At 65.0% G+C, this 21,022-nt stretch carries 14 protein-coding genes; 8 read left to right on the top strand and 6 right to left on the bottom strand.

Annotation, left to right across the window (positions count from 1 at the left end; genetic code table 11):
• Nucleotides 1–96: 96 nt before the first annotated feature.
• From otsB to otsA, 3 genes are read left to right on the top strand one after another with little or no spacing between them, the layout of a single operon-like run.
• A complete protein-coding gene (gene otsB, locus ACPPVV_RS04200; RefSeq protein WP_426702221.1) occupies nt 97–939 on the top strand; it encodes a trehalose-phosphatase in 843 nt (280 codons plus the stop codon).
• Complete coding sequence (locus ACPPVV_RS04195) at nt 899–2,704, top strand: glycoside hydrolase family 15 protein (RefSeq protein ID WP_426702220.1); 1,806 nt, start codon at nt 899–901, stop codon at nt 2,702–2,704. Before otsB ends, ACPPVV_RS04195 begins: the two co-directional genes overlap by 41 nt.
• Nucleotides 2,704–4,086, top strand: coding sequence for an alpha,alpha-trehalose-phosphate synthase (UDP-forming) (gene otsA, locus ACPPVV_RS04190; protein ID WP_426702219.1), 1,383 nt, complete (start codon nt 2,704–2,706; stop codon nt 4,084–4,086). Before ACPPVV_RS04195 ends, otsA begins: the two co-directional genes overlap by 1 nt.
• Nucleotides 4,087–4,101: 15 nt before the next feature.
• Here the strand turns inward: otsA and pgeF are convergent, their stop codons facing one another.
• Entirely contained in the window at nt 4,102–4,851 is a 750-nt protein-coding gene (pgeF, locus tag ACPPVV_RS04185; RefSeq protein WP_426702218.1) for a peptidoglycan editing factor PgeF, read from the bottom strand.
• 69 nt (nt 4,852–4,920) lie between these two features.
• Nucleotides 4,921–5,895: a 23S rRNA pseudouridine(1911/1915/1917) synthase RluD gene (gene rluD / locus ACPPVV_RS04180; RefSeq protein ID WP_426702217.1), complete on the bottom strand. Its 975-nt coding sequence runs from the start codon at nt 5,893–5,895 to the stop codon at nt 4,921–4,923.
• Between the two features lie 72 nt (nt 5,896–5,967).
• On the opposite strand from rluD, the gene ACPPVV_RS04175 reads away from it, so the two are divergent.
• The gene (locus ACPPVV_RS04175) at nt 5,968–6,834 is read left to right on the top strand and encodes an outer membrane protein assembly factor BamD (RefSeq protein ID WP_426702216.1); all 867 of its coding nucleotides are present in this window, start codon (nt 5,968–5,970) and stop codon (nt 6,832–6,834) included.
• 85 nt (nt 6,835–6,919) lie between these two features.
• On the opposite strand, the gene ACPPVV_RS04170 is transcribed toward ACPPVV_RS04175, so the two are convergent.
• The 3 genes from ACPPVV_RS04170 to sucC all read right to left on the bottom strand — a co-directional run bounded on the left by ACPPVV_RS04170 (nt 6,920) and on the right by sucC (nt 10,674).
• A complete protein-coding gene (locus ACPPVV_RS04170; protein ID WP_426702215.1) occupies nt 6,920–8,551 on the bottom strand; it encodes an NAD+ synthase in 1,632 nt (543 codons plus the stop codon).
• A gap of 74 nt (nt 8,552–8,625) precedes the next feature.
• Nucleotides 8,626–9,498, bottom strand: coding sequence for a succinate--CoA ligase subunit alpha (gene sucD / locus ACPPVV_RS04165; RefSeq protein WP_426702214.1), 873 nt, complete (start codon nt 9,496–9,498; stop codon nt 8,626–8,628).
• A 12-nt stretch (nt 9,499–9,510) separates the two neighbouring features.
• On the bottom strand, nt 9,511–10,674 hold the full coding sequence (gene sucC, locus ACPPVV_RS04160; protein WP_426702213.1) for an ADP-forming succinate--CoA ligase subunit beta: 1,164 nt from the start codon (nt 10,672–10,674) through the stop codon (nt 9,511–9,513).
• 292 nt (nt 10,675–10,966) lie between these two features.
• Here sucC and ACPPVV_RS04155 point away from each other — a divergent pair, with 292 nt between their 5' ends.
• Entirely contained in the window at nt 10,967–12,622 is a 1,656-nt protein-coding gene (locus tag ACPPVV_RS04155) for a sensor histidine kinase (RefSeq protein WP_426702212.1), read from the top strand.
• Between the two features lie 6 nt (nt 12,623–12,628).
• On the opposite strand, the gene ACPPVV_RS04150 is transcribed toward ACPPVV_RS04155, so the two are convergent.
• Nucleotides 12,629–13,633, bottom strand: coding sequence for a LacI family DNA-binding transcriptional regulator (locus ACPPVV_RS04150; protein ID WP_426702211.1), 1,005 nt, complete (start codon nt 13,631–13,633; stop codon nt 12,629–12,631).
• Nucleotides 13,634–13,958: 325 nt separating this feature from the next.
• Between ACPPVV_RS04150 and pgmB the strand changes: the two genes are divergently transcribed.
• The 3 genes from pgmB (at nt 13,959) to ACPPVV_RS04135 (ending at nt 20,985) form a co-directional block, all read left to right on the top strand.
• The gene (gene pgmB, locus ACPPVV_RS04145; protein WP_426702210.1) at nt 13,959–16,988 is read left to right on the top strand and encodes a beta-phosphoglucomutase; all 3,030 of its coding nucleotides are present in this window, start codon (nt 13,959–13,961) and stop codon (nt 16,986–16,988) included.
• Nucleotides 16,989–17,054: 66 nt separating this feature from the next.
• Entirely contained in the window at nt 17,055–19,637 is a 2,583-nt protein-coding gene (locus ACPPVV_RS04140) for a TonB-dependent receptor (RefSeq protein WP_426702209.1), read from the top strand.
• A gap of 82 nt (nt 19,638–19,719) precedes the next feature.
• Complete coding sequence (locus tag ACPPVV_RS04135; RefSeq protein ID WP_426702208.1) at nt 19,720–20,985, top strand: MFS transporter; 1,266 nt, start codon at nt 19,720–19,722, stop codon at nt 20,983–20,985.
• Nucleotides 20,986–21,022 lie beyond the last annotated feature (37 nt).

Here is a 21,022-nt window from a genome sequence, read left to right as displayed (position 1 = left end):
ATGCGGCCGTCGCAACGTGATTCAAGATCGTCGCGCACCGACGACCCGTGTGGTGCACGAGAAAGCTTTCACATTCGGTTTGTTAGAGTGATGGCGATGTCAACGGTCATACCCGCCACTGGTTTCACACCGCGCACCCCGCTCCTGCCGCCCCCACTACCGAACACCGGCGCGCGCTGGGCGATCTTTCTGGATGTCGACGGCACCCTGCTCGACTTTGCCGACGATCCGTTGGCGGTGGAGGTCAGTTCCTCGCTGTTGAGCCTGTTGCATGCCTTGCATCGCGCCCTGGACGGCGCTCTGGCGCTGGTCAGCGGACGCGAGCTGGACCAGCTCGACCGCATGTTCGGCCATCCTCGCTGGGCGGCGGCCGGACTGCACGGACTGCAGCTGCGCCATGCCGACGGCAACTGTCGCGATTTCAACGTCCCCGCCGCGCAACAGATGCAGATGCGCCACGCGATACACGCACTGTCTGATCGCTTCGATGGCGTGCAACTGGAGGACAAGCAGAGCGCCATCGCACTGCACTGCCGCCGTGCACCCGAACAGCTGCCGGCGCTGCGCGAAGCGGCAATGGTGCTGTTGCCGCAACTGCCGGGCTACGAATTGCAGCCAGGCAACCTGGTGCTGGAGTTCAAACCGGCGGGCATGGACAAGGGCCATGCCGTGCATGAACTCATGGCGCAGCCACCGTTCCATGGTCGTCGACCGGTCTATCTGGGCGACGATCTCACCGACGAACACGCGTTTGCCCGCGTCAACCGGGGACATGGGCTCAGCGTGCGCATCGGCACGCGCGAACCCACCCTGGCCGAATTCACCCTGCCCGGCCCCGCCGCGACGGAGGCCTGGCTGACCCGCGTCCTGGACGCACTCACACACGGAGTTCCCACCCATGCCCGACTCTCCAACGGAGACCCGCAGCGCCAGCCTTGAGCTTGGTGTGATCGGCAATGGCAGTGTCGCCGCGCTGATCGACAACCGCGCACGCATCGTGTGGTGCTGCCTGCCCCGTTTTGACGACGACGCCAGTTTCTGCGCATTGATGTCACCGCAGGCCGAAGGCGGCGACTGGGCGATCGAACTGGAGGAATTCGAACGCGCCGAGCAGAACTACCTGCCGAACACCGCGGTGCTGGTCACCCGACTGTTCGACCGCCACGGCGGTGCCGTCGAGGTGGTGGATTTCGCACCGCGCCATCGTTCGAATGGACGTCTATATCATCCGGTGCTGCTGGCCCGCCGGGTCAGTCCGATCAGCGGTTCGCCACGCATCCGCGTACGTTTGCGGCCCTTGTGCGACTACGGCGCACGCAAGGCGGAAACCACCTCCGGCAGCAACCACATCCGCTATCGCCTCAGCAGCGTGGTTCAACGCCTGACCAGCGACGTGGCGGCAACGCTGATCGAGCGCGAGTTGCCGTTCGGACTGGAGCGCCCCGCGCATTTCGTGTTCGGCCCGGACGAGACGCTGAACCAGAGCCCCGCCGATTTCATCCACCTTACGCTGGAACGCACCAATGAATATTGGCGCGAATGGACACGATACCTGTCGGTGCCCTACGAGTGGCAGGAGGCGGTGATCCGCGCCGCGATCACGCTGAAGCTGTGCCAGTACGAAGCCACCGGCGCCATCGTCGCCGCGCTGACCACTTCGATCCCCGAATCCGCCGGCAGCGCCCGCAACTGGGACTACCGCTACTGCTGGCTGCGCGATGCCGCGTTCACCGTGCGCGCGCTGAACCGGCTCGGCGCCACACGCAGCATGGAGGAATACATCCGCTACGTGTTCAACCTGATTGCCGCCGAACACGATACCGAGATCGGCCCGGTGTTCGGCATCACCTTCGAACGCGAGCTGCCCGAGCGCCAGATCACCAGCCTCGCCGGCTATCGCGGCATGGGTCCGGTACGGGTCGGCAACGATGCCTGGCGACAACGCCAGAACGACGTCTACGGCTCGGTGGTGCTGGCTTCGGCGCAGTTGTTCTTCGATCGCCGGCTGGAACATCGCGGCGACCAGCTGACCTTCCAGCGGCTGGAGCGCATGGGCGCACTGGCGCTGCGCATGGCCGAGCAGACCGATGCCGGCCTGTGGGAATACCGCGGCCGCGCTGCCGTGCACACCTATTCCGCCGCGATGTGCTGGGCCGCCTGCGATCGCCTGGCGCATATCGCCACCGAGCTGGGGCTCGACGATCGGGCCCGCTACTGGCACGAGCAGGCGGTGCAGTTGCATGGGCGGATCGAGGCGCGCGCATGGAATGAAAAGCTTGGTCATTTCGTCGATGCCTACGATGGTGAACACCTGGACGCCAGCCTTCTGCTGCTGGCCGACATCGGCTTCGTCGAAGCCGGCGATCCGCGCTTTGTCGCCACCGTCGATGCGATCGGCGTGGCACTGGGCAGGGGCGACTACCTGTTTCGCTACATCGCACCGGACGATTTCGGTGCGCCGGAGACCAGCTTCAACATCTGCACGTTCTGGTACATCGAAGCGCTTGCCGCTACCGGCCGCAAGGAGCGCGCGCGAGCGATGTTCGAGCACATGCTGAAGCAGCGCAATGCGCTGGGCCTGCTGTCCGAGGACATCGCGCCGGGAACCGGCGAACACTGGGGCAACTACCCACAGACCTACTCCCTGGTCGGCCTGATCCAGGCCGCGATGCGGCTATCGCGGCGTTGGGAAGACGCGCTGTGATGGCCTCGGCGAAACCAGCCGGTCGACTGGTGGTCGTATCCAACCGCGTGGCGCTGCCACGGCAAACCGCGGCCGGCGGGCTCGCCTCGGCATTGCGGGCTGCGCTGCAGGAGCGGGGCGGACTGTGGTTCGGCTGGAGCGGCAAGTTGGCCGCCGAAACTGCATCCGAGGTGCACCAGATGCGTGATGGCAAGGTGGATTACGCCACCGTCGACCTGTCGCGTGCCGACCACGAAGATTTCTACACCGGCTTTGCCAACGGCACGTTGTGGCCAATGCTGCATTACCGACCCGATCTTGTCGACTATCAGCGCACTCATCTGGATGGCTATTTGCGCGTCAACGAGATCTTCGCCGAACGGCTGCGGCAGCTCATCAGGCCCGATGACACGATCTGGGTGCACGACTACCACCTGATTCCGCTCGCTGCGATGCTACGCCGGCTCGGCGTGAAGAACCGCATCGGCTTCTTCCTGCACACACCACTGCCTGCCGCCGGTCTCCTGATCGCGCTTCCCAATCACCACGAGTTGCTGGAGACCCTGGCCAGCTACGACCTGGTCGGCGTGCATACCCGCCGCGACTTGCGCGCACTGGAGGATTATTTCCTGCACGAGGCCGGGGCAACCATGCACGCGGGTGGCCGATTGCGCATGCCCGAAGGTCGGCAGTTCCGCGCCGCGGCGTTTCCGATCAGCATCGATACCGAGGCCATTGCCGAGGCCGCGCAGCGGGCGGTTTCCAACAGCGAAATCACCCAGCTGCGCAACAGCATGGAAGACCGCGAGCTGATCATCGGTGTCGATCGACTCGACTACTCCAAGGGCTTGCATCAACGCTTCGAGGCCTACGCCCGGCTACTCGAACGTGCACCCGAACTGCACCGTCGCATCATCTTTCTGCAGATCGCGCCACCCTCGCGCGGCGCAGTGCTGGAATACCGGCAGATCCGTCGTGAACTGGAACGCAGCGCCGGTCACATCAACGGCAAGTACGCGGCACCGGACTGGGCGCCGATCCGCTACATCAACAAATCGTTCCCGCACCAATTGCTGACTGGTTACTACCGCACCGCACGGGTCGGCCTGGTAACACCGCTGCGCGACGGCATGAACCTTGTCGCCAAGGAGTACGTGGCCTGCCAGGACCCGGACAATCCGGGCGTACTGGTGCTGTCGCGCTTTGCCGGTGCCGCGCAGGAACTCACCGACGCCCTGCTGGTGAATCCCGCCGATACCGAGGAAGTCGCGGACGCGCTGGAGCGCGCACTGAAGATGCCGCTGGCGGAGCGTCGCGAACGCTGGAGCGCGATGATGGACGTGTTGCGCCGAAACGACATCACCCTCTGGCGCAACACTTTCCTGCAGGCGTTACGTCGTTAGCGCGCGGCCGGGGCGTCAGGACTGGTCCAGCCAGACCAGGCTGGCAAAACGGCCGCTGCGGGCGCCATCGCGCCGATACGAATAGAAGCGCGCATCGGCCAGGGTATCGAAGCCGCCGCCGTGGATGCGGTTCAGTCCGGCCCGTTCCAGTCGTCGGCGTGCCAGTGCGGCCAGGTCGCACCACCAGTGACCGGACCGACCCGCCACGAAACAGGCAGCGGTCGCGCCATCGCGATCGACGAAAGCGGCCCGCACGTCCTCGCCTACCTCGTACGAGGCTGCGCCGATGCACGGCCCCAGCCATGCCAACAGGCGCGCCGGCGGAGTGGCCAGCTGGGTCAGCGTCGCCTCCAGCACGCCGCCAGCGAGGCCACGCCAGCCCGCATGCGCGGCACCGATCTCGCTGCCGTCATCGGCACAAAACAGCACCGGCAGACAATCGGCGGTAAGGATCGAAAGCACGGTGCCCGGAATGTGCGAGATCGCCGCATCCGCCTGCGGCTTTTCGGCACTGGGCAACGGCCCCAGCTCGGCCACGCTGACGCCGTGCACCTGGTGCAGCCAGCGCGGCGGTGACGGCAGCCGCAAGGACTGCTGCAAGGCGCTGAGGTTGGCCTCTACCGCATCGACGGCATCGCCGCTGTTCAGGCCGAGATTGAACCGGTCGAACGGCGCCGTCGAGATACCCGGCCCGAGACGGGTGGTAACCGCCGCGTGTACCTGTGGCGGTGCCGGCCAGTCGGGAAAGATCCAGCTATCGGTCATGGTATCCGGGGCGGGGAACGGGGAGCGGCAAAGCATCGCATACCTTCGCTTTTATTCGCCGCTCCGCGCTCAATAGTGATCGGAGCCGTGTTCGACCAGATCCTCGCGCAGCGCCTCGATCAACGCCTGCTGGTCGGCCGGCCGTTCGGCACTGAACGACAGCGCCTCGCCACTTACCGGATGCACGAACGACAGTTTCTCGGCATGCAGCGCCTGCCGGCGGAAGCCGCGCAACATGGCCGCCAGCTCCGGCGAAGCCCCCTTGGGCAGCTTCAGGCCGCCGCCGTACAGCGGATCACCGATCAGCGGATGACCGATGTGCGTCAGGTGCACGCGAATCTGATGGGTACGGCCGGTTTCAAGCTGGCACTGCAGCAGGCTGTGGGCCCGGAAACGCTCGCGCAACCGGTAATGGGTCACCGCGCGCTTGCCATCTTCCTCGTCACGCACCGCCTGGCGCAGGCGATCACCCATGCTGCGGCCGATCGGCTCGTCCACCGTGCCACCGGCCACCATCGTCCCCAGCACCACCGCTTCGTACTGGCGTTCCACCTCGTGCCGCGACAACAGATCGATCAGGGCAGTGGATGCCGGCAGCGATCTCGCCACCACCATCAGGCCGGAGGTGTCCTTGTCCAGCCGGTGAACGATGCCGGCGCGTGGCAGCTCCGCCAGCTTCGGATCGTGGTGCAGCAAGGCATTGAGCAAGGTCCCAGCCGGGTTGCCGGCGCCAGGATGGACGACCAGGCCGGCGGGCTTGTTCAGCACCAGCAGGTGATCGTCCTCGTACACGATGGTCAGCGCGATGTCTTCGGGTGCGCTGGACACCTCGGTTTCCAGCTCGACCAGCAGATGCACCTGCTCGCCGCCGTGCAACAACTGCCGCGGCGGGGCCGGCACGCCATTCAGCGTCACCGCGCCGGATTTGATCCAGCCACTGAGCCGCGAACGGGAATAATCGGGGAACATCTCGGCCAAAGCCTGGTCGAACCTGCGTCCTGCCGCAGCCAGCGGCACCTCGCCCTGGTGCCGGATCGTGGTCATGCCAGCCCCCGCGGGCTGCGACCGGTTTCGGCTATCATGCCTTTTCGTTCAAACATTCTGAAATTTTTCCTTATGCGCCCAACTATCGACTCGCCCAAGCTGCCGATGCTCAATTTGCCTGTCCTGCGAATGCTTGTGGTGCTCCTGTTCGCGGTGTCGATGAGTGCATGTTCGATGTTCAAGTCGAAGCACGATTCCATCGACACCATGCCGGTGGACGCGCTGTACAACAATGCCCACGACTCGCTGGAAAACTCCGACTACGCCTCTGCCACCAAGGCTTATCAGCGCCTGATCGCGCGTTTCCCGTCGGGTGAATACAACGAACAGGCCCAGCTCGACCTCGCCTACTCGCAGTACAAGGACAACCAGCCGGACGATGCCTTGTCGACCGTGAACCGCTTCATCAAGACGTATCCGGCCAACAAACATGTTGATTATGCCTACTACCTGCGCGGTCTGATCAATTTTGATCGCACCAGCGGCGTGATCGAGCGTTTCATTCATCGCAGCGGATCGACCGCACGCCGCGACCAGGGCTACAACCTGCAGGCGTTCGACGACTTTTCCGAGCTGTCGCGCCGCTTCCCCGACAGTGCCTATACCGCCGACGCACGCCAGCGCATGATCTACCTGCGCAACGTACTGGCCCTTTACGAGGTCAACGTGGCCGAGTTCTATCTGCGCAACAAGGCCTATGTGGCTGCGGCGAACCGTTCGCAGTACGTGATCGAGCACTATCAGCAGTCGCCGGAAGCCGGCGACGCACTGGCCATCCTCACGCGCAGCTACCTGGCGCTGAAGCAGGATGCCCAGGCCGAACAAACCCGCCAGGTGCTGGCCCTGAACTATCCTGACCACCCGTACCTGTCCGACACCAAGTGGCCCCACGCGCCATCGACGCTGCGCAAGATGGTGCCGTTCTCGGGACATCACTGAGCACCCCGTTCGGTCGCAGAAAAAGCCGGCGCAAGCGCCGGCTTTTTTGTGGGCTACATCTTCCGGTCCGGTCGCGACGTCGGTCTCAACGCCACCCTGAGGTAATCGGGTAACGCCGTTCGCGGCCAAACGCCCGGGTCGTCACGCGTGGTCCGGGGGCCGACTGGCGGCGCTTGAACTCGTTCAGCAGCACCAGCCGCACGACGCGGCGAACCGTCTCGGCGTCGTGGCCCTGCGCCACGATCTCGGCCTGCGACTGCTCCGCTTCGATGAAGCGGCTGAGGATCGCATCCAGCTCGTCGTAGGCCGGCAGTGAGTCCTGGTCGGTCTGGTTGTCGCGCAGCTCGGCCGACGGCGGACGCTCGATCACTTCCACGGGAATCGGGAGTGGCAAACCGGAAGTCGAAGCCACCGCGTTGCGCCACTTGGCCAGCCGGTACACCACGGTCTTGTAGACGTCCTTCAACGGCGCATAGGCGCCGCACATGTCGCCATACAAGGTGGCGTAGCCCACTGCCATCTCGCTCTTGTTGCCGGTGGCCAGCAACAACCGGCCGTGCTTGTTGGACAGCGCCATCAGCATCACGCCGCGGGTACGCGACTGCAGGTTTTCTTCGGTGGTGTCGGCAGCCTTCCCGGCGAACGCGGGCGTCAGTGCGTCGACGAACGACTGGTAGGTCGCCTCGATGTCGATCACGTGGTAATCCACGCCGAGTTGCTCCGCCTGCGAGCGCGCGCCATCCAGCGACAGCTGCGAGGTGTAGCGCGTGGGCATCATCACTGCGGTGACGCGTTCGGCACCCAGCGCGTCGACCGCCAACGCCAGGGTCAGCGCCGAATCGATGCCACCGGACAGACCCAGCAGCACGCCGCCGAAACCGTTCTTGTCGATGTAGTCGTGGGTGCCGCGCACCAGTGCGGCATACAGCGTGGCCTCGATCGAGTCGTCGGCAGCCACCGGCCAGTCCTGCGCCAACAAGGTGCGCGTGGCCGGATCGAATTCGGCCCACAGCAGCGCATCGACGAAGGGCGGCGCGCGGGCGGCGATCGTGCCGTCGCCGTTCACCAGCAGCGAAGCGCCGTCGTAGACCACTTCGTCCTGGCCACCGACCAGGTTGAGATAGGCAATCGCGCAACCGGTTTCCTGCGCCCGCGCCTGCAGCAGGGCTTCGCGTTCGGCCTGCTTGGCGGCATCCCATGGCGAGGCGTTGATCACCACGATCAACTCGGCGCCCGCGGCGGCGGCCTGCGCGGCTGGCTCCGGTTGCCAGACGTCTTCGCAGATCAGCAGGCCGACGGTAACGCCGTCGATCACTGCCGTGACCGACGCATGGCCGGGACGGAAATAACGTTTGTCGTCGAACACGCCGTAGTTGGGCAGCGCCTGCTTGTGTGCGATGCACTCCACCCGGCCGCCGCGCAGCAGGCTGGCGGCGTTGAACACCTCGCCCTCGCTGTGCGGATGTCCGACCAGCGCCGCGATGCCGTTGGTCGCGGCGGCCAGCATCGCCAGCTCGCTGTCGCAGGCAGCAAGGAAGCTCGGTCGCAGCAACAGGTCTTCCGGCGGATAGCCGCTGAGGGTCAGCTCGGGAAAGGCCACCAGCGCGGCGCCGCCAGCGCGCGCCAGCGCGATCAGCTCGCCAGCCTTCGCAGCATTCGCCGCCACCGCGCCGACCGCGAAATCGTGTTGGGCCAGTGCCAGACGCAGCCTTGCCATGTAACGTGCTCCCAGAATGACGAAGGCCGCGACTTACGTCGCGGCCTTCGCATTTTAGAGCAGTCGGTGCCGACTTACTTCATCAGCTTCGCAAGCGTCTTGCCGAGGTCGGCAGGCGATTTCACCGTGGTGACGCCGGCCTTCTCCAGCGCAGCGAACTTGGCCGCCGCGGTGCCCTTGCCACCGGAGATGATCGCGCCGGCATGGCCCATGCGCTTGCCGGCCGGGGCCGAGGCGCCGGCGATGAAGGAGACCACCGGCTTCTTCACGTATTCGCCGATGAACTCGGCAGCGTCTTCCTCGGCGCTGCCGCCGATCTCGCCGACCATGATGATGCCTTCGGTCTGCGGATCGTCCTGGAACAGCTTCAGGCAGTCGATGAAGCTGAGGCCGTTGATCGGGTCGCCGCCGATGCCGATCACCGTGCTCTGGCCGAGGCCTTCGTTGGTGGTCTGGAACACCGCTTCGTACGTGAGCGTGCCGGAGCGCGAGACCACGCCGACCTTGCCCTTCTGGTGGATGTGGCCGGGCATGATGCCGATCTTGCATTCGCCGGGGGTGATGATGCCGGGGCAGTTCGGCCCGATCAGCACGATTTCCGGATGCTGCATCAGCACGTTCTTGACGCGCAGCATGTCCAGCACCGGAATGCCTTCGGTGATCGCCACGATGACCTTGATGCCGGCATCGATCGCCTCGAGGATCGAGTCGGCCGCGAACGGCGGCGGCACGAAGATCACCGACGCATCGGCGCCGGTTTCCAGCACGGCTTCGTCCATCGAGTTGAAGACCGGCAGGCCGATGTGCTCGGAGCCACCCTTGCCCGGGGTCACGCCGCCGACGATTTTCGTGCCGTAATCGAGGCACTGCTGCGCATGGAAGGTGCCCTGCTGGCCGGTGAAACCCTGCACCAGCACCTTGGTATTTTTATTGACGAGAACGCTCATTCGTATTGCTCCTCAGACCTTCGCGGCAGCAACGGCTTTCTGAGCCGCGTCGTTGAGATCATCCGCCGGCGTGATCGCCAGGCCGGAGTTGGCCAGCAGTTCGCGGCCCTGATCGACATTGGTGCCCTGCAGGCGCACCACCACGGGGATCTTCAGGCCCACTTCCTTGACCGCGGCGATGATGCCCTCGGCGATCAGGTCGCAGCGCACGATGCCGCCGAAGATGTTGACCAGGATGCAGCGCACCTTGTCCGAAGACAGGATCAGCTTGAACGCCTCGGTCACGCGCTCTTTCGTCGCGCCGCCGCCGACGTCGAGGAAGTTGGCCGGCTCACCGCCCGCCAGCTTGATCACGTCCATCGTGGCCATGGCCAGGCCGGCGCCGTTGACCATGCAGCCGATCGAGCCGTCCATCGTCACGTAGTTGAGGTTGTACTGCACGGCCGCGGCTTCGGCGGCGTCTTCCTGGGTCAGGTCGCGCATGGCGGCCAGGTTCGGATGACGGAACTCGGCGTTGTCGTCGGAGTTGACCTTGCCGTCCAGCGCGGCGAGGTTGCCGTCTTCCAGCACGGCGAGTGGATTGAGCTCGACCAGGGCCAGGTCCTGCTCGTTGAACAGCTTGTACAGGCCCAGCATGATCTTGGTCAGCTGGTTGACCTGCTTCGCATTCAGATCCATCGCGAAGCCGAGCTGGCGGCACTGGTACGGCTGCAGCCCTTCGACGAAGTCGATCACGATGGTGTGGATGTCTTCGGGCGTGTCCTTGGCGACCTGCTCGATGTCCACGCCGCCGTGCTTGGAGGCGATGAACGAGACAGACTTGGAATCACGATCGACCAGGATCGACAGATACAGCTCGCGGGCGATGTCGGTGGCGTCGGTCACCAGCACCAGGTTCACCGGCAGCGCACGGCCGGCGGACTGGTAGGTTTCCATATTGGTGCCGAGCATGGCCTTGGCGGCGGCGCGGACGTCGTCGAAGCTGCGGCAGAACTTGACGCCGCCGGACTTGCCGCGGCCGCCGGCGTGGATCTGCGCCTTGACCATCCATTGCGTGCCACCGAGCGCCTTGGCGGCGTCGACGGCAGCGTCGGGGGAGTTGGCGATCTTGCCCGGCGGTACGGCAATGCCGTACTGCGCGAACAGTTCTTTGGCCTGGTATTCGTGGAAATTCATTCGATACCTCGAGCGAACGGAGAAACGATGGCGGCCGCACGCGTGCACATCAGCGTGGGTCAGGAAGGTCGGACGGCGGATTGACGCACTGCCGGGGATTGCAGTGCGCCTGCCCTGCGAATTGGCAGAAACCGCTCAATACGGCCGCTTATTTTCGCGGAAGCGGGCGGCAATGGAAAGGGCGGCCTGTTTTTTCGGCCGCGCAGGGCGGTTTCAGGCGCTTTTTCGCACCGGCACGGCACCGATCAGCACGTCTATACTCGACCGGAGCCGCCATAGAGTGTCCCGCCACGTGTCCAGCACGCCCACTTTCACCGTCGTCCGGTCTGCCGCCACGACGGTTCGCCATGAACTGTCATTCCTCAATGCGTTCCGGCTGATCCAGGCACTGGTTTACGTCGGCCTGGCATTCAGTCCGCCGGGCCTGGGCTGGCCCGAGCTGGGGCCACTGGACCTTGCGCGCGGCGTGGCCGCGCTCTATCTGGTTTTCGCCCTGCTCGCCGTGTTGTGGAACCGACGCAGCATGCCCTACGCCAGGGCGGTGGTAGCCGCCACGCTGGTGGTGGACATCGTTGCCGCCGTGCTGGCGATCGCGGCGATGCACAACGCGCGCATCGGCATCGAAATGATGCTGGCGGTGAACCTCAGCGCCGGTGCGCTGATCCTGCCGCTGCGACTTTCCAGCTTCTTCGCGGCGCTGGCCACGTTGGGCATTCTCGGACATACCTTCTTCGGTGCATCGACCGACAGCCCCGGCGACCGCGACCTGCTGGAAGCCGCCCTGTTCGGCCTGGCCTATTTCGCCAGCACCACGCTGTGCCACGTGCTGGGCCGTCAACTGCGCGCCACCGAGGCACTGGCCGAGCAGCGCAGCACCGACCTGGCCAACCTGGCCCAGGTCAACGAGCTGATCATCCGGCGCATGAAAACCGGCGTGCTGCTGGTCGACGACGCCAACCGCATCCATCAGATCAACGAATCGGCCTGGATGCTGATGGGCAACCCCGGTGCCGACCAGCGCGACTTGGGCCAGCTGGCGCCGGAACTGTCGCGCCGGCTCTATCACTGGATGACCTCCGGCAAACTGGACGAAACCGCTACCCAGCTTGCCGACGGCGTACCCGAGGTGGTGCCGCGCTTCACCCGGTTGGCGCCGAATGACGACTCGCATGTGCTGATCTTCCTCGACGACACCTCACTGCTGTCGCGCCGCGCGGAGGAACTCACGCTGACGTCGCTGGGCCGGCTGTCCGCCTCGATCGCACACGAGATCCGCAACCCGCTGGCGGCGATTCGCTACTCCGCCCAGTTGCTGGCCGAATCGACCAGCATGGACGCGACCGACCAGCGCATGGTCGAGATCATCAACAACCACTGCATCCGCCTCAACGAGATCATCGAGAACATCCTGCAACTCTCGCGGCGCGAACGCTCGCGGCCGGAAACGCTGGACCTCGGGCACTGGGCGCAGGCTTTCGTGGAGGAATACAGCCAGGGCAACGACCTCGGCGCCGACTCGCTGCGCGTGATCGCCAGCAGCGGTGCGCCGGTGGCGGCGGTGGCCGACCCGCAGCAGCTGCAACAGGTGGTATGGAACCTGGTGCAGAACGCGCTGCGCTATGGCCGCCTGCCCGGCGAGCCGGCACGGGTCATGGTGGTGACCCGCCAGGGCGAGCACGGCGTGCCCATCCTGGAAGTGATCGACCGTGGCCCCGGCATCGCACCGAAAGTGGCCGCGCAGATTTTCGAGCCGTTCTACACCACCCACGAATACGGCACCGGCCTGGGCCTGTACCTCGCACGGCAGATGAGCGACGCCAACCAGGCCGCGCTGGAATACGTGCGCGTGGCCGGCGGCGGCAGCTGCTTCCGGCTGGTACTGACACCGCCGGCACGCAGCCCGGCCGATCCCACCGAAACCAACCACGCTGCTGCCGCCACGCGCTAGGCGCGATCAGGTCGAACGCACGATCAGGTTGACCGGCAGGCATTCCGAAGTGGCCGGCTCGCCCTCGATCAACGCCAGCACCTTGCGCGCCAGCAGCATGCCGCCTTCCTGCCAGTCCTGCTGTACCGAACTCAACGGCGGCAGGAAGCTGGCGCCGAGCGGCATGTCGTCATAACCGACCACCGAGACATCCGCCGGCACCGCACGCCCGAGCTCCAGCGTGGCGCGGATCGCACCCATCGCCAGCAAGTCGTTGCAGGCGAAGATCGCATCGAAACCCACCTTGCGCGCATGCAGCGAGCGCACCGCATCCATGCCCGAGTCCAGGGTGAACTCGTCGCGCCGCATCAGCAGCGGCTTGATCCCGTGCACCGCCAGCGCGTCGACGAAGCCATTCAGGCGCTCGAAGATCTCCGGGTGGCTGGGATTGCCGATGAACACCGGGCGGCGCCGGCCCAGCGCGATGAAATGCCTCGCCACCAGGGCGCCGCCGAGTCGGTTGTCGCTGCCCACCACCACATGCACATCGTTACCCGAGTGCGCGCCCCACACCACCATCGGCAGGCTCAACTTGTCGAACCGGCGCACCGCGTCCTGGCGCGCGCCCTGGCCCAGCAGGATCAGCCCATCGGCGGCCTGCACCGCCGCCGCGTTGGCGCCCTGGCGGGTGGTCAGCAGCACGCTGTAGCCGGCAGCAGTCAGTTCCTGCGAGATGCCGCCCAGCAGCAGCAAGGGGTATGGATCGAACATGGTGCGATCGGTGGATGGCTTCATCTCCACGATCACGGCCACGGTGTGGCTGCGGCGCAGGCGCAGGTTGCGTGCACTGATGTTGAGCTTGTAGCCATGCTCGCGCGCCAGCGCCTGGATCCGCTCGCGGGTTTCCGGATTGACCAGCAGGCTGTCGCCCAGCGCACGCGAGACCGTGATCTTGGACACCCCGGCCAGCTGTGCCAGATCGGCCATGGTCAGGCCGCCTGACGCGTTCTTGCGCGTGCCTATCTTGCTCAACTACTTGACCCCTGCCGGTCTGCCGCGACGCTGCCGGACTGCAGCGATGCTCCGAGCCGATGCATGCAGTGTGTCGACTTTCGCACTGTCGGTGCAACTTGGCCATGCGCCGCCATGACATGCCGCCGGCAACCGGGCCGACGCTGCCCCAAGAAGCGAATTCATGCCCCATCCCATTCCGGAAAATCCGCTTCCTTAAGGCCATCCAAACGAAATGTTATCGGTATCTTGATACCGATAACATTTACTGCCAAGCTCGCCGCCAGCCGCAGCCTCGCGGGCCGATCGGCCTGACGCGCCTGGCGGAGCGACAAGGGGATTTATCGTGGATCACTACGCCGTGGTGCCGCTGGATGCCGAGACGCCGACCGTCGTCGAAAAGACGGCGGTCGATCCCTGGCTGCTGATCCGCCACGGCACCGATCCGTCCAGTTTCGCGCAGGACGAAAGCCTTTTCGCCCTGGCCAATGGCACCCTCGGCGTACGCGGCAACCTGGAGGAGAGCGACAGCCCGAGCCAGGCCACCTTGCTGTCCGCGGTATGGGAACGCACTCCGATCGAGTATCACGAGCGATTTCCCGGCTTCGCCAGCCATACCGACACCCGCATCCCGGTGGCCGACGCCGCACGCATCCATCTGCGCCTGGGCGACACGCCAGTGCGGCTCGATCAGGGCGAGTGGCTGTCTTTCGAGCGTGCACTCGATCTGCGCAACGGCTGCTACCGGCGCCGACTGTGCTGGCGCTCCCCCGACGGTGCCACGCTGGAGATCGAGGCCGAGCGCATCGTGAGCCTGCAGGACGCCGGACTGCTGGCGATCCACTACCGCGTACGCTCGCTCGATTACACCGGACCGGTCACGCTGGAGTCATCGATCAGCACCGCGCGCGAAGCCGCCGGACAGGGCTTCGATCCCCGCATCGGCAGCCGTATCGATGGCGGACTCAGCACCTATGACGCCCAAGCCGAGGAAGACCTCGCCTGGGTCGGCCAGCAAACCACGCACAGCGGCATCCGACTGGTCTGCGCACAGCGACACCGGCATGCCGGCGAATTGCAGTTTCGCTACGCCAACCTGGCGCCGCACGGCGTCACCCAGGTCTACGAGGGCATCCTCGCACCGGGCCAGACGGTCACGCTGGACAAGTACGTCGCCTATGTCTTCACCTCGCCGTTCGCCGAGGATCAGGCAAACGATCTGCTCGCACGTGCGCAGGCCTCGCTGGACACGGCCATCGCGCTCGGCTACCCGGCGCTGCTGGCGCGACAGGCCCAGATGCTGTCCACGCTCTGGGCACAGGCCGACCTCGCCATCGACGGCGACCCCGCCACCGAACAGGCGCTGCGCTTCAACCTGTTCCATGTGTTCCAGTCGAGCAGCCGCGACAGCCATGGCACCACCGCCGCCAAAGGCCTCACCGGCGAGGGCTACGAAGGTCACTACTTCTGGGACGCCGAGGTGTTCATGCTGCCCGCGCTGGTCACCCTGGCGCCGGAGCTGGTACGCGCGATGCTGATGTATCGCCATCGCACGCTGGACCATGCGCGCCAACACGCGCGCGAACTCGATCATCCGCGTGGCGCGCTGTACGCGTGGCGCACGATCAGCGGCGACGAGTGTTCCTCGTACTTTCCCAGTGGCTCGGCGCAGTACCACATCAATGCGGCGGTGGCATGGGCGATCCGACTCTACGTCGATGCCAGCGGCGACGATGCGTTCCTGGCCGCGTACGGCGCCGAGATGTTGTTCGAGACCGCGCGTGTCTGGCTGGAGATCGGGCATTTCAGCGCACGCCACGATGGCGCTTTCTGCATCCATGAAGTGACCGGCCCGGACGAATACTCCGCCCTGGTCGACAACAACCATTACACCAACCGGTTGGCGCAGCGACATCTGCACAACGCCGCCGCCGTTGCCGACTGGATGGCGCTGACGTACCCGGTCCAATACGCCGCACTGAGCGCACGGATCGACCTGCATGTGGACGAAACTGCGCAGTGGCGCCGTGCCGCCGAGGCCATGCATCTGCCGGTCGATCCCGCACTCGACATCTTTCCGCAGGACGATGGATTCCTCGACAAGCCGCGCCTGTCGGCCGGACTCGCCACCAGGCCGGGCAGACATCCCCTGCTGCTGCGCCTGCATCCGCTCACCATCTACCGCCACCAGGTGTGCAAGCAGGCCGATACGCTGCTCGCCCTGATGCTGGCGGGCGAGCAGGTCGATGTCGCGACCAAGCGTCGCAACTTTGACTATTACGAGGACATCACCGTCCACGACTCCACCCTGTCGGCATCCACCTTCGCGGTGATGGCGGCCGAAGTGGGCTACGTCGACAAGGCGCATCGCTATTTCCTCGACACCTTGCGCGTCGACCTGGACAACCTGCACGGCAACGCCGCCCATGGCCTGCACATGGCGGCGATGGCCGGCAGCTGGTTGGCGTTGACCTGGGGATTCGGCGGTCTGCGCGTGCATGGCGGCCTGCCTGCGCTGGCGCCAAAGTTGCCGCCAGGATGGAAGAGTTATCGCTTCGGGCTGCGCTGGCGCGATGCGCACCTGCGCGTGGAAGTCGATGGCACCGGCGCGCAGTACACATTGACCAGCGGCAGCGCACTCACCTTCCTGCACGATGGCCTGCCGCAACGTCTGCACGCGGGGCACCCCCTGCACCTGAAGTGTGCCGGCTTCGTCGATGCCAGGACGACACCGCTGAAGGCGGTGATCTTCGACCTGGACGGCGTGATTGCCGACACCGCGGTAGTACATCACGCCGCCTGGAAACGGCTGACCGAGGAAATCGACGTGGCATTCGACGACGCCATCGGCGAGCGCATGAAAGGCGTCGACCGGCGCGGTTCGCTGGATATCCTGCTGCAGCATGCAGGGCGCACCTACACGGAAGCGGAGAAGGACGCACTCGCCGCGCGCAAGAACGACTACTACCGGGAACAGATCGAGCAGTTCGGACCGCAGCACCTGCTGCCCGGCGCCTACGTCGCGATCGAATCGGTGCGCCGCGCCGGACTGAAGATCGGGCTCGCGTCGGCCAGCCGAAATGCGTCCTTGCTGCTGGAACGGCTCGGCATCGCCGAACTGTTCGACTACGTGGTGGATGCCGCAGCGATCAGCCGGTCCAAACCGGATCCGGAAATTTTCCTGGCCGCCGCCAGCGGCCTTGGAGTGTCGCCTGGCGACTGCATTGGCGTGGAGGATGCCGCCGTGGGCATCGCGAGCATACATGCCGCGGGGATGGCGGCTGTGGGAATTGGCCATGCACACGCACTGGCTGAAGCGGATGTGCTGTTGCCGAACGTCGCCGCGTTCGACATCCGGAATTTCATGACGATCTGAAAAGGCGAATGGTCGGCCCGTCTCCGATGGTGCCGAATCACAAAAACATTTTGGGGAGTAACGGCAATGAAGAACAAGCAGTTGACCCGGCTGACCCTCTGCGCGGCGATCGCTGCCGTTCTCGTGTGCAGTGTTGCAAACGCACAGGATACGGTGCCACCGCAAGACACCACCCCGGCGCCGGCGAAAAGCGCCGCACAGCAGAAAGCGGACAGCAAGAACGCCAAGAACCTCGACCAGATCGTGGTGACCGGCAATACCGCCACCGGCGGCCTGAAGAAGATAGACACCAGCTATTCGGTGGTCACCGCCACCGCCGAACAGATCAAGATGGCCAACCCGAAGAGCGCGGCCGACCTGCTGAAGATCTCGCCCGGCCTGTGGCCGGAATCCACCGGCGGCCAGACCGGCGCCAACATCGAAATCGCCGGCTTCCCGGGCGGCGGCGACGCTCCGTTCAACACCGTGCAGATGATGGGCTCGCCGCTGTACGGCATGCCTTCGCTGTCGTTCTTCGAGCAGACCTCGATGTTCCGCCTCGACGACACCATCGACCGCGTGGACATCCTGCAGGGCGGTCCCTCGGTCGTGTTCGCCGACGGCCAGATCGGCGCCACCGAGAACTACATGCTCAAGACGGGTACCGACGTACCCACAGGCAGCCTCGGCGTGACATATGGCAACGAGAACCTGCGCCGCACCGACCTGTTCCTGGGCTTCCCGCTGGCCGATAGCTGGTTCGGCAGCGTGGGTGGCTTCTATCGCGATTCGGATGGTGTGCGCGATCCGCAGTTCCCTGCCGACAAGGGCGGCCAGTTCACCGCCACGGTGAGCCACGACAGCGACAACGGCACGATGACGCTGTACGCGCGCTACCTCAACGACCGCAACCAGTTCATCACGCCGATCCCGCTGCTGCAGTCCGGCTCGGATGACTTCCATGCCTACCCGGGCTTCGATCCGCTGAAGGACACCTACTACGGCAAGGATATCCAGCACGTACATCTCGCCGGTTATCCGGGCGGCGGCACCGACGCGAACCTCGCCAACGGACGCGGCGCCAAGATGAGCTTCTTCGGCGGCAACTTCGACTACGACCTGGGCGACGGCTGGAACATCTCGGACAAGTTCCTCCTCGACGGCGGCGACATGAACACGACCGCGCTGTTCTCAGGCACAAACCCGGCCAGCCTCAACGACGAGCTCTACAACGTGTCGACCGACCAGGGCGGCTTCGCCTTGCCCGCAGGTTCGGCCACGGCCTCCTACGTCAACGGCGGCGGCCTGGTGGATCCCAATCAGAGCGTGATCCACCAAGGCTTCTGGTTCATCCACAAGCACCTGAAGAACATCAACAATGACTTCCGCCTCAGCAAGGAGATCTTCGACGGCAACACCCTGACCGCCGGCGTCTACCTCGCGCACTACACCGAGGACGACAGATGGGCGCTGGGCAACCAGATGCTGATGACCAATGCGCCGCACGCGAAACCCATCCAGGTGAGCTACGTCGACGGCGGCCAGACCTATCAGCTGACGGACGGCCAGGGCCTGCTGGACAACGGTACCTTCAACATCACCAACCGGGGCTCCGCCACCAACAAGGCGTTTTACTTGTCCGACACCTGGCGCGTCGGTCCCTGGCTGTTCGACCTGTCGGGGCGCGTCGAGAACCAGAACGCGTCCACCGACATGTGCAATTTCAAGAGCGATGGCCGGGTTGACGCGGACGGCAAACCGGTCACCGGCGTCATAGATACCGACGGCAATCCGTTGACGCTGTACAACAACGCGGTGCCGGTATGCGATGGAACCTATACGCATACCAGCTACAACAAGACCCATCCCTCGTGGACCTTCGGCGTGAACTACGAGCTGGCTTCGAACATGAGCGTATATGTCCGTGTCAACAAGGGCGCGCATTTCCCCGACTTCGACAACGGCATCCGCGGCGATGCACAGGGCAACACGGCGCCGATGCAGAAGGTTTTCAACTTCGAGGGTGGCTTCAAGTACCAGTCGCAGTACCTTTACGCCGACATCAGCGCCTACCACAAGCAGTTCAATGGCCTGCCTTTCCAGCCCACGGACGGCGCCGGCAAACCGATCGGGAACCTGTCGCTGTATGGCTCCGATTCCAAGGGCATCAACCTCACCGGTGCCGTCACGCCGACGGAAAACCTGCGGATCCAGGTGGTGGCCAATTACCTCGACGGCCACTACTCACACAATAATTCGTGCCTGTCGTTCACGAACTCGGTCACCGGCGAAGATGGTTGTGCCTTCATCAATGGCGTGCAACTGCAGCGCCAGCCCAAGGTGCGCTACATGCTCACGCCCAGCTACCGCTTCCCGTTCGCGTGGGGCGACATCATGGCCTTCGTCACCTACACCCATGTCGGCGACCATACGCAGGACCAGTCCGGCCTGCAGCAGCTGGGCAAGTACGACACCTGGGACTTCGGCATCGTGGCGGACGTGCAGAAGAACTGGGAGCTGCGCGTGCAGGGCACCAACATGACCAACGAGTTGGGCCTGACCGAGAGCAACTCGCGCATCTTCGGTTCCGCCTCGGGCACCAACGGCGTGATCCTGGCTCGTCCGCTGGAGGGTCGCGAGGTCAACTTCCAGGTCAAGTACAAGTTCTGACGCACCGCCGTTCCACCACCGGCGGACCGGGTCGCCACGATCCGGTCCGCCGCCACTCCGCAGGTCAGCCCCGGGCACCGGCATGAACCGAATCCGCATGATCGTCGCGCTGGCGCTGATCTACATGATCTTCGCGATCCTGCTCAACAGCGTCGGCACGGTGATCCTGCAGTCGATCGCCACCTTCGGCATCGACAAGCCCGAGGCCAGCGCGCTGGAACGCTACAAGGATCTGACGATCGCGGTCACCTCGTTCCTCGTCGCCTCGTTTCTGCCGATGTTCGGCTATCGGCGTTCGATGATGCTGGCCCTGGCCGTCGTCGGCGTCGCCTGTGTGCTGATGCCGTTCTACCCGAGTTTCCTGACCACGCGGCTGCTGTTCGCCTGCGTGGGCATCGGCTTTGCGATGACCAAGGTCTGCGTGTATTCCTCGATCGGCCTGCTCACCGCGGACCGTGTCGCACACTCGCGACTGACCAACACCATCGAGGGCCTGTTCATGGTCGGCGTGCTCGGCGGCAACTGGATCTTCAGCGCCTTCGTCGATTCGGCTCATCCGGGCAATCCTGGCTGGTTCAACGTGTATTGGCTGATTACCGGCGCTTGCGTGCTGGTAATCGTGCTGCTGGCGGGCAGCCGGCTCGACGAGAGTGCGGCGCATGCGCACGGGCACAACAATTCATTCGCCGACTCGCTGCTGGAGATGCTGCAGCTGTTCGTGCGGCCGCTGGTTTATGTATTCCTCGCCTCGGCGTTCCTGTACGTGCTGATCGAACAGAGTTTCGGCACCTGGCTGCCTACCTTCAACAACGAGATCCTCAAGCTGCCCAACGCGATGAGCATCCAGTTCGCCAGCATCCTCGCCGGCATGACCGCACTGGGTCGCATCGGCGCCGGCGTCGTGCTCAAGCGCGTGCGCTGGCACACGCTGCTCAACGTGTGCGTGGTGGGAATGGGCGCGCTGGTGGTGCTGGTGATGCCGCTGGCAAACGGTGTCGTGGCGCGGCCGCACGTGGGCTGGTTCAACGCGCCGGGCGCCGCGTATTTGATCCCGCTACTTGGCCTGTTGATGGCGCCGATCTACCCGGTGATCAATTCGGTCGCGCTGAGCTCGCTGCCCAAGCCGATGCATGCGGCGATGACCGGGCTGATCGTGGTGTTTTCCGCGCTTGGCGGCACCATGGGCTCGTACATCACGGCACGGGTGTTCGCCAGCTTCGACGGCATCCATGCGTTCTATTTCTCGCTGCTGCCGATGACGCTGATCCTGATCACGCTGTTCTTCTTCAAGCGCGAGATCGACCGTGCCGCCATCCCGGCGATGTCGTCGGCAGAGGCACTGCCATGAGCCTCAACCATCACCCACTGCTTGCCGCCAGTGCCGC

Origin of the sequence: Rhodanobacter sp. Col0626 (assembly GCF_049994385.1) — a bacterium.
Taxonomy (GTDB): domain Bacteria; phylum Pseudomonadota; class Gammaproteobacteria; order Xanthomonadales; family Rhodanobacteraceae; genus Rhodanobacter.
This window is presented reverse-complemented; position numbering and strand designations above follow the sequence as displayed.